Here is a 13,563-nt window from a genome sequence, read left to right on the forward strand (position 1 = left end):
TTACGGCCTTATATGGTTGATACTATGAAGAAGAATAAAATTATTATTGGGCTAGTAATTTTTGGATGTATAAGTATTTGGTACTTCTCTGGCTCAATACAAAACAACGTTAATGAAAAAAATACTGAGTTAAAAACTGCGCATATTCCCAATCAAGATGAGAGTGTTTCGTCCACGCAAGAGTTTGAAAAGAAAACAGAGAAGCCCACGCCAATAAGCTTTGAACAACCAGTTGTTGATTCGGCAAAAATTATTGCAATAAAATACAAGCAAAGTTTGAATTATCCACCTTATTCTCAACCGTTATCTTTAAATGATTTTAGTTTATTAAATCCAAATTATTTCGAGCCTATTACTATGGTCACGCAAGATAGCAATGTGACAATATCCATGGCGCTTGAGAAATATCATTTTGTTGCACCAGAGCCTATTAAGGTTAGAGTGTCTGGAGCTGAAATTTATGCTGCTAAAATAAAAGTGCAAGATACAGATACGCGAAAGACTATATCAAATTCAACTATGCAGTATTCAGAAGGTGGGTACGTAGCAGAAATAAAAGGTGACAGTGATTACCCAATAGACTTACAAATCACAGTGCTAGCTAATGTAAATGGTGATGATATCCCTTTAGTGGCGCAAGTTAAGTACAATCAAAAAAGTGCCATAGTGACAGGTGTCAAAGAGCCTTATGTAGATGGTAGCGATCTAGCGTTTCCAGTAAGCGTTAAAGTAGAGAAAGCAGGCCTTTATAGATTAAGAGCTAACTTATTTTCAGCCCAGCAGCCTATAGCTTCATTGGTTTCGCAGGCAAGGTTAGAAACAGGGCAAAAGCAAATCATTTTAAAAGCACATCAAAGTATTGTTCCTAATGTTGATTCATTTGAGCTGAGTACATTTACAATTGAAAAACGTTCAACACACCCATCAGAGCCATCTCGTTTCGGAAGCTCAGCAATTGATACACTCTCATTTGAGAATGTAGACACTTCTTCACTTAATAGAACAGCTTACGTACCATCCGACAATGAGAAAAAGCGCTTGTCCTTTTTGCAAAATTTGGCCAAAACAAATTAGTTGCTAGTTAAGTAATTCATCACGATGGAATCAATATCAGTTTTTAGTGTTTCAATTGCCGAGTTTATTTTAGTAACTTCACTTTCGTCGAAGGCTTGGTGGCTAAGCAAAAGATGAACAGGGTTGTCATGTACAACATATGGCCAAACATTTAAATTTGAATATCCAAGAGATGTCTTGTAGTAGTGTGCACTGATAATGTCGTCGATGATAAAGTCTACTCTTTCTTTCATAAGCATTTCGATACGACTATTTGCGCTTGCTAAACTAACAAACTGATCTTTATGTTTTTGCTTATTCATCAATTGGTTTAATTCTGCGCCATAGTATGACCCAATACTTAGACCAATTGTTTTATCTTGACTGACAAGCTGTTCTAAGCTGGGTAGAGTGGTAGGTTTTTTAAGCGAGAGAAGACGCATTTTTTCATCACGATAGCTTTTTGAGAAAGTACCATATTTTAATCTGTATTGTGTAAAACTTGTCATTGTTGAAACATCTATCTCGCCCTTACTCATTTCCTCAAATGTTCTAGCACTAGAAGGTAATCTCACAAACTTGAAGCACATATTAGCTTCACCAAAAATTAATTTTACAATTTCCACATCAAGGCCAGCAGCGCCTTCAGAATCAAATACGGTCAGAGGTGGCCAACTAGACACAACGCCAATTTTTTTACAGTTTTGTGCAAGTATAGAGCATGAAAAGAATAGGAAGAATAAGCAAAGTAGAGTCGTAAAACGTCTCATTGAGAACACCATCATCAACTTTTATTTAAGCATAGAGCAAATACCACCGAACTGAAGTTTATCTCACAACATTTTTAACTTGAACTTTACTTTTATTTCAATATTCAATTCCCTGAAAAGGGTAATCTCAATTTAAATTAGATATAATTACATATAAGGCTTTATTTTTATTGCTAATAATTTTATTGCGATTATTTGGACTTTTAATAACTGAGGATAATATGAAATTTAATACATTCTGTGCTGTGGGAGTTCTTACTTCAATTTCTTTTGGTGCCATTGCAAATGTTTCTGATAAAGTGATTGCCGAGCAGCGAATGAATCTTGCTAAAAATACAGAGGGTAAAGGTTTTGGTCCCCAATCTCCGCGTGACATTGATACTTTAGAAGGCGAAAACAACATTGCTTTTAATGCTGCGCCTTCTCATAAAGAAATGAACTTGTGTAACATCCACTTCCATAAAAATGCTGAGCATAAAGGCGGCGAATTCACTAAATATGCTGGTAATGGTAACGGTAAAGGTTTTGAAACTGGATTTGTTTATAACGGTGAACTTTCGAAGAAAGAGCTAAAAGCAGTTAAAGGCCAAATTTGTCCTTCTAAAACGGGTGGTCTATTCCCGGGCGACACCATTGAACTTCACTACGTTCATACAACAGCACAAGTAAAACCAGGCCCAACACTAGGTGCTTGTTTGAGCGACTCAATTGCTAACCCGCAATTACGAGTAGAAGCGCAAGTGTATGTACTTGTAAGTGACAAAAATGCATTAGATTTTGCTGATTTAACTCAGTTTGGTAAGCAAAATGGTTATTATCAGGCACTTAATATTCCAAATTTTACTGGTGCACCAGTTCAATATGCAGGCTCGACGACAGGTCCTAGTTACAATGAAAAAGGTTCACCCTTACAGGTGAGCTGGAGTGTTCGCCCACGTGTCGCTAAAGTGAATATTGAATCAGTCGGGCTGTGGTGTAAAGACAATGCATTCAATGAAGATCACGCTCATGGTGTGCGTAACTTAGTAGTTAATCCTGCGCTTATTTCAGATATAGAATAAGGTAGAATGAAAAATAATAGAAAAAGGAGTACTAGCTGTACTCCTTTTTTAATGAATTGATGCTTATTTTAATGCATTAATACGTTGTTCAAGTGGTGGGTGAGACGCGAACATATCAGCTATGCTTTTTCCTGATGCAATACCAAATGCCATCATAGAACCTTCAAGCTGTGATTCATGGTTGTTACGCAGGCGCTCAAGTGCTGCTCGCATCTTATGCGCACCAACTAATTGTGCAGCACCACTGTCTGCAGCAAATTCACGTTTACGGCTAAAGTAGGCAACTACAACCGACGCTAAAATGCCGAAAATCACTTGGAAAATCATATCAAAAATGAAATAAGTCCAACTTCCACCACTGTTTTCACCTTCTTCATCGCTGTTTAAAAAGTTATCAACGATGCCTGCAAGTACTTTAGAGATGAAGATAACAAAGGTATTTACAACACCTTGTATCAAAGTCAGGGTAACCATATCGCCATTAGCAACGTGAGACACTTCATGTGCTAGAACGGCTTCAGCTTCGTCACGTGTCATGTTATGCATGAGCCCTGTACTTACAGCAACTAGGCTATTGTTTTTACTTGGTCCAGTTGCAAACGCATTCATTTCTGGGCTGTCGTAAATTGCCACTTCAGGCATTTTTATACCTACTTGCTCCGCTTGACGCGCAACCGTTGTCATTAACCAATGTTCAATTTCATTTCTTGGTTGCTCAATGACATAAGCGCCAGTGGACTTCTTGGCCATCCATTTCGACATGAATAGTGAAATGAATGCACCACCAAAGCCAAAAACTGTAGATATCATTAAAATACCACCAAGGCTTCGGTTACTAATACCAAAGACACTCATCAAGATGGATAAGACTAAACCTAACACGATCATCACCGCTAGGTTTGTAATTAAAAACAACACGACTCGTTTCATAAGACCCCTCGAAAATAAAGCCAATCAGTAATTTGTGCGAATATTTGTTTTAAAGTTCAATATTTATCAATATATGGGCGAAATGTTTCGTTTAAATAGTTTCAAACAAAAATTTGGGTTTGTTGATACCTAAATACGTTAATCTTGTGGTTTGGGTTTGAAATAGTGCGGCTATGAAGCAGCCAGGATAAAATCCTAGCTGCTTATGGTGAGGTTTAGGATAGTTAAAGTCGTTTCATAAGTTGATTTACTTTTGCGATAACAGGCCAAGCTGAAGACTCATAATTACCCAACACAACTAAGATATAGCCTTTTTCTTTATACATATTTAAACGAGCGGTCATACCAAGGTGCTGGCCGTTATGACCAATAATGGTATTTTCTTCGTCGCCTCTTATTGAAAAGCCATATCCCCAGTTATTAGCATTAAGCTCGGGTTTTGCACTTAGTGCTTGTTGAGCGAGAGATTTGCTTATTAATTTCCCATTTTGCAGTGCAATCGCAAATTTATGTAGATCTGACACTGTAGAGTAGCCTCCACCAGCCGGGCCTCCTTTTACAGACTGAAACATTAAATTCTCGGTGATTTGGCCGGTTTCTACTGAAAACCAATAGTTTCTTGCCGTATTCTTAACGGGCACGTCTAAGTCAAAACTGCCACTATTGCGCATATCTGCTTTGGCATAAACGTGTTTATTAATGTAGTCGAAGTAGCTTTCACCGGTCACATTTTCGATGATTTTCCCAAGCAGCATCATGCCATTATTGCTATATCTCCATCTTGAACCGGGTTCAAAGGTCGTATCAATGGAAGGAAGTAGGGGGATTATATCTTTTAATGAACGGACTTTATTTTGAATTGCATTAAATCCTTCTCCATTACCGATCCCCGATGTATGACTCAGCAAATGTTTAATTTTAATTTTCGAGAAATCTCCCTCACCTAAGAGGCGAGAGTCAATGTACTTTGTCATTGGGTCATCTAGTGACATTTTACCTTGTTGAACTAGCTGCAAAATAGCAATACTGGTAAACATCTTGTTCATAGAGCCAATTTGAAATTTCGTATTTAAATTATTTGGCACATCGTAACGTCTCGAAGCTAAACCATGCGCAGCAGAAAAAAGTACTTTGTCACCTTTAGCGAGTAAAATAGCACCCGAGAACGCGCCATTATTCGCCAGTCTGGTACTGTAGCTTTTAACTTCTTCAACAAATCTATCATCTGATAATTTAGAAAGATGAGAGGTATCTTTTGGATTTTCCCCAATATACCAACCTGTAATAGCATGCTTTTGCTCATTATTGAAATAGATCACCATGCGATATTGCATATCAATGTTTTTAGAATAAACCGTACTAATATGCTGCAAGCCGTTGTCTGTTTTTTCTAATTTAGAATCTAAGACTTCTAAATTGCCAAGGTAAAGTGCTTTATTCATTGAATAGCCAACATACCTGTCTTTACCTGTTCCCTCCCACCGTGAAAGCGCATCTTTTGAGAATTGAGAAACAACAAAGTTTTCTATGTTAGACAGTTTTTGAGAATTCAGAGCGGTTAAAAAAGTATCTGCTAATTTATTATGATTAAGGGTATTTTCAGCTGCAAATGAGCCGTTGCTAGCAAATGCTAACAGAGAAAGAGCAATAAAAGTTCGCTTCATGTTGTATTCCTTTTGTATTTAATTGATTAATATGGCTGTCGGCCTTAGTGACTGTTTTACTTTTATATTCGTAAGTAGGCGATGAGGAAGTCGTTAAGAACAGATTAAGAAAGGCTTAAGGAAAATATAACTAATAATTACAAAGAGATAAGATTGGATTCATCATATAAAAATTTACCAAAAAAAATTTCTATCAATGAATTTAGAGTTGATTTTGGAACTGGGCAGATTTCGACAGATACAAAAATAGAGGTGATAGAGCCAAAAGTAATGGATTTGCTAAGGGTACTCTGTGGTGCACCTAAACAGGTTCATAGAGCCGAAGTTTTATTTGAAAAAGTTTGGCCCAGATCTATTTACAGCCCTAACTCAGTTAGAAGAAATATAGCTTTACTGAGACAAGCATTATCCGATGAAGATAAAACGCTAATTAAAACCCACCCCAAAAGAGGATATAGTTTAGAAGCCTCGATTAAATTGATTGATAGTGCGAACGGAGAAACAGAACAACAAGGCTCAAGCTTAGAAGTTCAAAAGTCTGCATTACTCAAGATAAAACCATCAAACTTGGCTTTGATATGCTTAATCTTATGTATTGTCGCGGTTTCTAGTGTGGTTTTATTCAAACCTCAAAAGTCAAAAATTCAGCTTTTAAACCTGAGTCCGATCACATCTAGCAATGATAAAGAGCGTTATATGCAGGTTAGCCCTGATGGTCGCTATATGGCTTATATTCAGAGTGGACTTAGTCAACGCGGACCTAGTCAACGCAGGCTACTATTGAAAGACCTTGTAACGCAAAAGGAGTGGCCTTTAAGCCAAAATGCTAAAGCTTATACATATCTTGCATGGGATGTTCATTTAAATAGTATTGTCTATTCCTCAAAAGAACAAAATAACATCTCTTTTAATCGTATTTTACTGGACGCACAACGAAAGCCAGTTTCGGAGCAAATACTATTTCAGCGGCAAGACATCACTTGGAATAGCGTATTTTTCATTGATGATAAACAGAACCTTTATTATCTAGCGAATAACAATAGCTCTGAGCACAGCCGCAATGCGAGTTTGTATAAACATAATTTAAATACTGGACTATCAGAGACAATCCTGAGTCCTAATGATGATTATAAGCCTTACAAAATTTCCCTCTCTCCAACACAGTCTCGTCTTGCCATATTAGGATTTAATAAACATGGCATTTCTGAACTTAAAAGCTTAGAACTTAACTCTAGGCGCATAACAAGCATAGCTGAGATTGATCACAACTGGCACTTCTTATCTTGGTTTGAGAACGAAAACGCTCTGCTTTTAAGTAATGGAAGCCAGCTGAAACAATTAAATTTGTCTGGCGACATAACAACACTCGACTATAAGAGCTATAACTTCCTGGTTTACCCTCAAATCGTTAAAAGCAAATTATATTTTATTGAAGCAAAATCAGATCAAGACATTCTGAAAACGGATCTTCATACCTTGGCAGGGCCAAAAAAAGTTGTAGATTCGAATACGGTTGATATGAACCCAAGTTTGTCTCCCGATGAAACTAGAATAGCTTATGTATCTCTTAAGAATGGTTTGCCGCAAATATTTATAAAGCATAATTCCACTGGCCAGGAGCGCCTAGTATTCAACAATGAAGACAATGAATATGCTTTGACACAGGCGTTTTGGGATAAAGAGGGTAAACGGCTTGTAAGTAGCATCAACAATAAACCTTTTATTATTCATCTTGAAGAAAAGCATCATTCTTTGCAGTGGCTAGATAAAATAATAGGTGTGCCAAAAGCATGGTACCAACATTCAGATGAAATATTATTTGTTGATAAAGGAACTCATACTGACAATCTCAACAGATTTAATTTAAATACTGAAGTATCTCAAAGCTTAAATATCGAGTTGGCAAAAAAACAAGTTTTCTTAGACAACAATGATAACTTACTTAGTTTTGAGAGCGGTGAGATATTTAATCACGGCAATAATACATCGCTACTAAGCAATCAAGGTACTATTAAACGACTTTATCCTCAAAAAGACGGATTTTATTATTTAAAGGGCCAAGGCCAGCGCTTTCAATTAGCATACTATCGATTTCAACAACCTGATCAGTCTGGTGAGGTCTTGGATAATGACGTACAAATTTTCTGTGCCGAATTTTGTAATCAAATTTCTGAAATTAAAGGGAATACTATTTTACTAAAAGATAGTAAAAACTCAGCTGATATTCTGAGGTTAGAACTAAAAAAAACGTTTTAAGGTAGATAGTGACTTTTAAGTTCTATTTTATTTAATTATGATGCTTTTTTTGTTTGGATTGTAGAAACAAGTGATGAAGTATAAACATAACTTATTAATAATAATGATCTTAACCTTCCTATCAGGGTGTGTTGCAGTTAAATATGATCCTTCTAAGCCTTTAGATGCAGAGCAGGGACTAGTATTGGCAAGAATTACGAAAACCGGGTATGCAAGCACCGCCCAGTTTTTGACTAAGAATAAAAACAAAATACTTGATAATTATAGTTTTGTCATGAGGTTAGAAGAGAACTTCTTCTTATTTCCAATGTCAGCTGGCACCCACCTATTTGATGAAGCAATCTATATGCAAGGCTCAGCTTTGGTAAAACCTGATTTGGAGTGTATTGGTGAGTTTGAGATTAAAGCGGGAATGATTAATTATATTGGTGATCTGTACTTTGATATTTCACCAGCAAACAATTACATCATTTTTTCAACGCATGGTTCTTCTTACAAGGTAGAAGATAATTTTGAAGATACGAAAAAAATTGCAGAATTAAGATACCAAAATATTGGAGATAAGTTTCAGTTCACCAAATCCGTAGTTGGACCGAGTACTTGTCAAAAAGACGATTAAAGAGGCAAAAAGGGATCTTTAACTTTTTAAAAGCAATGTTGAGGTTTTGGGGGGAAATTTGTCAAAATCTCAGCAATAGTTTTGTTTATAGTACCTGAGTATTGCTTTTGTCCTTGTTTTTTACTTAAACAACCTTTTTTATGCCCAACCCTAACTCGCATTGACAGTAGTGTAAGTCAGCTCATAGTAATCTTGTTTAAGAAGATAAAACGAATCTAAATTTTTATTAATATGAAATTAAAATCAAAGTAATTTGGTTCTACTTTCATTTTTACACGATGAGACATGGTTTTCTTTTATTAGGTTTTCAAGCGTGCTTGCAGAGTTGTAGCCTTGGGTATAAAAAGTTAACGTTCCGTATTTATTAAAAATTAAAGCCATTGGAACAGGGGGTTTACCTCCTAGAGCCTTAACTATTTCAGGGTGAGTAACAAACGCCGGAAAATGATTCCTTTTCTTTCTTAAAGCGCGCTTCAGATCTCTGTTGTTACCATTGATCCCCAACATTATACTTCTGACTTCGGGGCATTGAGTCTTGAGTAATTTTAAAGCCTTGTGCTGTTTCTCGCACCAATTACAGTTTGGCATAAAGAACGAAGCAATGATGGGTCGGTTTTTAAATTGAGATAATGTTTCTTGTTTACCGTATGCTGAGTCATTCAGACGCAGCATAGCCAGTTCATAAAACTCAAATGCATGAGCTTTATGAACAAAAAACAGTAAAAACAGTACAGTGGCTGTTTTAAAATTCATAGGTTAAACCAGCGTACGCCATTCTTCCGCGAAGTGGGCCATGAATGTAAACAACATCGTAGCCGCCTTCGGCGTCGAACATAAGCGGGCTGCCCATATCTTCTGCTTGGTTATAGTCAAATAAATTACTGGCACCAAAATATAATGTGAATGTTTCAGACATTGCTTTTGATACTTTCATGTCTACTGTGATGTAACTTTCAGCCGTAGTTGGTTTTGCAAACTGCGCTTGCGTATCGTTATAACCCTCATAGCCGTACTCAGTGAGGTCTCTACTCGCTACCCAGGTTGCACTTGAGATAATCTCCCAACTTTTAAAGTGTAGGTCAGAACTAATAGACGCTCTTTTCTCTATGGGTGCAATACCGAATGAAGCTTTAAATGAATCGTCATAGTGATATTGCTCGGCAATTGCGTAAATAGTCAGGTCGTCGGTTACCTGATAATTAGCAGAGATATCTATTGCAGTGACAGCCGCTGTTTCTGTTAGCTGAGTAAGAAGCGGTGTACCTTCATCATTCTCGGAGAGTGTTGCTAGATGATCGACTTTTGTATGTGCTGCAGAGGCAGTAACGGTCAGTGTTTCTTCTTCGTAGCTCAATGAATAAGTCGCTGATTTTGAACGCTCAGGTTGATTCACTTCAACCAAGAAACCTTTTCCAGAATCTAAAATTCCGTGATCACTTTCAAAGAATGAGAGGGGAGCACGGTACCCTTGACCAAATGATAATCGTGAAGTTAATGTTTCGTTATGGAAATAACGCATATCTACACGTGGTGAAATGATGGTTTTATCAATTTCAACACCTGGTTTGCTAGCATCAACAAAGTCAGCCTTAATTTGATCAAGGCGGATTGCAGCTGAAGCTTCGAAATAATCGCTTGGTAACCAAGTATCTTGAATGTATAAACCCGTTGTATCGTAGTCAAAACTATCAGAGACATAGTTTTCAGTCCCTTCAAGCGCAGCAGATGCAGAGCGCATTTCTTCTTTGCGCTGATCGAAACCAAATGTTAATAAATGCTTGTCGTTTAGGTCATAATTAAAGCGAACTGATGTATAGAACATAGTATCTTCAGCATAATAATCAGTGCTTTCATAAAATGAGTCTTGTGTATGATCGACATAGGCCAGACTTGAAGTCACATTTAATCGAGAAGAAATCTCATGCAACCAACTAATACTAGCTTCTTCACGATCTGTTTTTACCCATTCAGCGGTTTCCCATGCATTACCAACATAACGGTTCCTTACATCATTGCCTTCAAATAGGCTGTCAGCTTCACCAAGGTTGACACTCGCTAAAGTTGCAGAAATGCTGGTTGCTGTATCTCCCAGTACTGGACCACCAAATACTTCTGATTGAGTCTGATTCAAACGAATTCGGATATTATTTAAATAGTCTATATCATGAGACAAACTCAAAGTAAGAGATTGGTTTGTTAGGGCTGGGTTTTCACTAACGCCATTTTTGTCGCCATCGAACTGATCTTTATTGTCGTATTGACCAATCAAAATAGCTTTAGTGCGACCATCTTCACTAATACCCGTTGCCATGCCAGACACGAGTCGATAGCCATTACTGCCTGCAGCAATGTCTAGTTCTACCTTTTCTTCACTCGGATCACTGGTTACTAGATTTACAGTGCCACCAATTGCCTCTGGTGCAGTAAGAGAAGCACCTGCTCCTCGAGCGATTTCAATGCGACCTATACCCGCAGCCGCAACTGAATCCATACCATAAAATCCAGAGATCATAGTGTGCATAGGTATGCCGTCAACAAGTACGTTGGTATGCTCACCTTTGAGGCCATTAATCATGATACGTTTTGCACCACACATAGCGCATTCATTTGAAACACGAATACCAATGGCATTTTTAATCGCATCAGCCAAGCTCGATGATTGTGTATTTTTAATATAATCTTCTGATAAAAGTTCAGTTTTAGAAATATCATCTTTTAAAGCACCAGACTCTATCAGGCGAGACCTTACACCTTTAACTTCTATTGTTTCTACTTCTTGTTGTTCAGAAATTGGTGCTGATGCTGTAGACGCTATAACAGCTAGCGTTGGAAATAGTAATGCCATTAATTATGGATCCTTGACAAGATTAGATTGAAAAACTTTCATTATGTTATATTGTAACATTTTTATTTTCACCTATAAAAAGTAAAAATATGTAACTAATTTTCCAAATGATATTAGTTATCAATTGTATTTGTTGAGTCTATCGTTCTAATTGCAAAATGCAATGAAGTATATTCATTTAGCGATTACGTTTTGTGATATACGTATGAAGCAAGACAAATTATTTGAGATGTTAATTTAAGGAATTGAAATGCAGTCAAGAATCACACTTCCAGTGACACTTCTTTTAGCAAGTACATTTAGCATTGAAATGTCAGCTAAAACAGATGATAAGTCAGTGTGGCAATATGAAGACGTATTTAATATTGAGTATGCAGCGTCACCTAAAGCGAGCCCTGATAACAGTTTGATTATATATGAACGCCGTGCAATGGATATCATGAGCGATGGGATCAGAACTAACTTATGGTCACTCGATATAAAAGATGGGTCTCATAGGCCTTTTTTATCAGGTAAATCTCAATATAGATCTTTAGAATTTTCTCCTGATGGTAAACGTGTTGCTTATGTCAGCAACTCAGAAGGAGATAACCAGCTCTATGTGAAATGGTTAGACACAGGTGATATAGCTAGAGTTTCAGAGGTTCAAAGTGGTATTAGCAATATTAGCTGGTCCCCAAATGGACAGTGGATTGCTTTTTCAATGTTTAAAAAAATGCCCTCCAAAGGTATTTTCAATGAGATGCCAAAGCAGCCAAAAGGTGCAAAATGGGCTGGTACAGCAACTTATATTGATCAGAAACGCTATAGAGGCGATGGCGTAGGCATATTACCAAAGGGTAATAGACATATATTTGTTGTGCCTTCAGAAGGTGGCACAGTACGACAAATATCAAAGGGTCAATATAATCACGGAGGCATGTTAAGCTGGACACCTGACAGTAAAAATATCCTTTTCTCAGCTGATAGGCATGAAGATTGGCAATCTAGGTCGAGAGAGTCTGATATTTATCGAATCAACATCGACACTGGTGAGACAGTTAATATCACATCTAAACCAGGACCGGAGGCACGTCCTTTAATAAGCCCTGACGGCAAGCGCGTTGCTTTTCTCGGTTTTAATGATAAAAAAATGTCGAGTCAAAATTACGATATATTCATCATGAATATAGATGGTACAAGGCAAAAAAATTTAACAAAATCTTTAGATAGGCCAATTAACTCTCCAAAGTGGGATAGTAAAGGCAAAGGAGTCTACTTTAGTTACGATGACCATGGTCAGAAATATATTGGTTATGTGTCCATTAAAGGAAAAATAAAGACTAAATTGGCACAATTAGGTGGTCAATCTTTAGGGCGGCCTTACACTTCTGGTGAGTTCGCTATAACTAATGATAATCAGCTTGTTTTTACACAAGCTAATACAAATAGACCCGCAGACCTTGCGTTGCTTTCTAAACGTGGAAAAGTTACAAAACTCACGAATTTAAACGAGGATTTACTGGGTCACAAAAAAACAGCCAACATTAAAGCTTTAACGGTTAAATCGTCTGTTGACGGTCGTGAAATACAAGCTTGGTATGCATTACCGCCTTATTTTGACAGTAGTAAAAAATACCCATTAATTCTAGAGATCCATGGTGGTCCTCACACTGCATACGGTCCAAACTTTAGTACAGAGGTGCAATTAATGGCAGCAAAAGGCTATGTGGTTGTGTGGTCAAATCCAAGAGGAAGTACTTCATATGGTGAAGACTTCGCAAACTTAATTCACCATAAATATCCATCTGAAGATCATAATGACTTAATGGATGTTGTTGACGGCATGGTTCGAAAAGAGTTTATTGATAAGAATAACTTATTCGTAACGGGTGGTTCTGGTGGTGGTGTTTTAACAGCATGGATGATAGGCAACACAGACAGATTCAAAGCTGCGGTTGTTGCTAAGCCAGTTATCAATTGGTTGAGTTTTGCTTTGACAGCTGATGCATACCCTTACTTTGCAGAATATTGGATGCCAGGTATGCCCTGGGACCAGGCAGACCATCTATGGAAACATTCACCTCTATCGTTAGTAGGGAATGTGAACACGCCAACCATGTTGTTGACGGGTGAAGTAGATTATAGAACACCGATGAGTGAAACAGAGCAATATTATCAAGCGCTTCAGCTTCGAGGAGTTGATTCAGCAATGGTAAGAATACCAAAAGCATCCCATGGTATCGCTGCCAGACCAAGTAACTTAATTCAAAAGGTCGGGAATATTCTGGCGTGGTTTGAGAGGTATAAAACTGATGTTGAGTAAGTGACTGTTTATTTTAATATGGACAATAAAAAAGCCAGCATAGCTGGCTTTTTTATTAAA

At 37.3% G+C, this 13,563-nt stretch carries 10 protein-coding genes; 5 read left to right on the forward strand and 5 right to left on the reverse strand.

Translation table 11 applies throughout. The annotated features are described in order from the left end of the window. Nucleotides 1–24 precede the first annotated feature (24 nt). Nucleotides 25–1,074 (forward strand): hypothetical protein, encoded by a 1,050-nt coding sequence (locus PP2015_RS07385; RefSeq protein WP_138560578.1) that lies wholly within the window; start codon nucleotides 25–27, stop codon nucleotides 1,072–1,074. Here the strand turns inward: PP2015_RS07385 and PP2015_RS07390 are convergent. After that, entirely contained in the window at nucleotides 1,071–1,823 is a 753-nt protein-coding gene (locus tag PP2015_RS07390) for a substrate-binding periplasmic protein (protein WP_058029654.1), read from the reverse strand. The genes PP2015_RS07385 and PP2015_RS07390 overlap by 4 nt on opposite strands. Before the next feature lie 221 nt (nucleotides 1,824–2,044). Between PP2015_RS07390 and PP2015_RS07395 the strand changes: the two genes are divergently transcribed. Next, nucleotides 2,045–2,884: a delta-class carbonic anhydrase gene (locus PP2015_RS07395; RefSeq protein WP_058029655.1), complete on the forward strand. Its 840-nt coding sequence runs from the start codon at nucleotides 2,045–2,047 to the stop codon at nucleotides 2,882–2,884. A 63-nt stretch (nucleotides 2,885–2,947) separates the two neighbouring features. Here the strand turns inward: PP2015_RS07395 and htpX are convergent, their stop codons facing one another. After that, a complete protein-coding gene (gene htpX / locus PP2015_RS07400) occupies nucleotides 2,948–3,814 on the reverse strand; it encodes a protease HtpX (RefSeq protein ID WP_058029656.1) in 867 nt (288 codons plus the stop codon). Between the two features lie 224 nt (nucleotides 3,815–4,038). Continuing rightward, nucleotides 4,039–5,478, reverse strand: coding sequence for a serine hydrolase domain-containing protein (locus tag PP2015_RS07405; RefSeq protein ID WP_058029657.1), 1,440 nt, complete (start codon nucleotides 5,476–5,478; stop codon nucleotides 4,039–4,041). Nucleotides 5,479–5,631: 153 nt separating this feature from the next. Between PP2015_RS07405 and PP2015_RS07410 the strand changes: the two genes are divergently transcribed. Then, nucleotides 5,632–7,734, forward strand: coding sequence for a winged helix-turn-helix domain-containing protein (locus PP2015_RS07410; protein ID WP_058029658.1), 2,103 nt, complete (start codon nucleotides 5,632–5,634; stop codon nucleotides 7,732–7,734). A 73-nt stretch (nucleotides 7,735–7,807) separates the two neighbouring features. Further along, on the forward strand, nucleotides 7,808–8,353 hold the full coding sequence (locus tag PP2015_RS07415; RefSeq protein WP_058029659.1) for a hypothetical protein: 546 nt from the start codon (nucleotides 7,808–7,810) through the stop codon (nucleotides 8,351–8,353). A gap of 243 nt (nucleotides 8,354–8,596) precedes the next feature. Here the strand turns inward: PP2015_RS07415 and PP2015_RS07420 are convergent, their stop codons facing one another. Continuing rightward, nucleotides 8,597–9,106: a peroxiredoxin family protein gene (locus PP2015_RS07420; protein ID WP_058029660.1), complete on the reverse strand. Its 510-nt coding sequence runs from the start codon at nucleotides 9,104–9,106 to the stop codon at nucleotides 8,597–8,599. Next, on the reverse strand, nucleotides 9,096–11,198 hold the full coding sequence (locus tag PP2015_RS07425) for a TonB-dependent receptor plug domain-containing protein (protein WP_058029661.1): 2,103 nt from the start codon (nucleotides 11,196–11,198) through the stop codon (nucleotides 9,096–9,098). The genes PP2015_RS07420 and PP2015_RS07425 overlap by 11 nt, the downstream gene beginning before the upstream one ends. A 250-nt stretch (nucleotides 11,199–11,448) precedes the next feature. On the opposite strand from PP2015_RS07425, the gene PP2015_RS07430 reads away from it, so the two are divergent. Next, nucleotides 11,449–13,503, forward strand: a complete 2,055-nt coding sequence (locus PP2015_RS07430; protein ID WP_058029662.1) for a S9 family peptidase — start codon at nucleotides 11,449–11,451, stop codon at nucleotides 13,501–13,503. Nucleotides 13,504–13,563 lie beyond the last annotated feature (60 nt).

Origin of the sequence: Pseudoalteromonas phenolica (assembly GCF_001444405.1) — a bacterium.
GTDB lineage: Bacteria > Pseudomonadota > Gammaproteobacteria > Enterobacterales > Alteromonadaceae > Pseudoalteromonas > Pseudoalteromonas phenolica.

Coding starts and splice junctions, on each gene's coding strand:
- htpX (WP_058029656.1), bottom strand. CDS start 3,814: ATGAAACGAGTCGTGTTGTTTTTAATTACAAACCTAGCGGTGATGATC.
- PP2015_RS07420 (WP_058029660.1), bottom strand. CDS start 9,106: ATGAATTTTAAAACAGCCACTGTACTGTTTTTACTGTTTTTTGTTCAT.
- PP2015_RS07415 (WP_058029659.1), top strand. CDS start 7,808: ATGAAGTATAAACATAACTTATTAATAATAATGATCTTAACCTTCCTA.
- PP2015_RS07385 (WP_138560578.1), top strand. CDS start 25: ATGAAGAAGAATAAAATTATTATTGGGCTAGTAATTTTTGGATGTATA.
- PP2015_RS07430 (WP_058029662.1), top strand. CDS start 11,449: ATGCAGTCAAGAATCACACTTCCAGTGACACTTCTTTTAGCAAGTACA.
- PP2015_RS07390 (WP_058029654.1), bottom strand. CDS start 1,823: ATGAGACGTTTTACGACTCTACTTTGCTTATTCTTCCTATTCTTTTCA.
- PP2015_RS07395 (WP_058029655.1), top strand. CDS start 2,045: ATGAAATTTAATACATTCTGTGCTGTGGGAGTTCTTACTTCAATTTCT.
- PP2015_RS07425 (WP_058029661.1), bottom strand. CDS start 11,198: ATGGCATTACTATTTCCAACGCTAGCTGTTATAGCGTCTACAGCATCA.
- PP2015_RS07405 (WP_058029657.1), bottom strand. CDS start 5,478: ATGAAGCGAACTTTTATTGCTCTTTCTCTGTTAGCATTTGCTAGCAAC.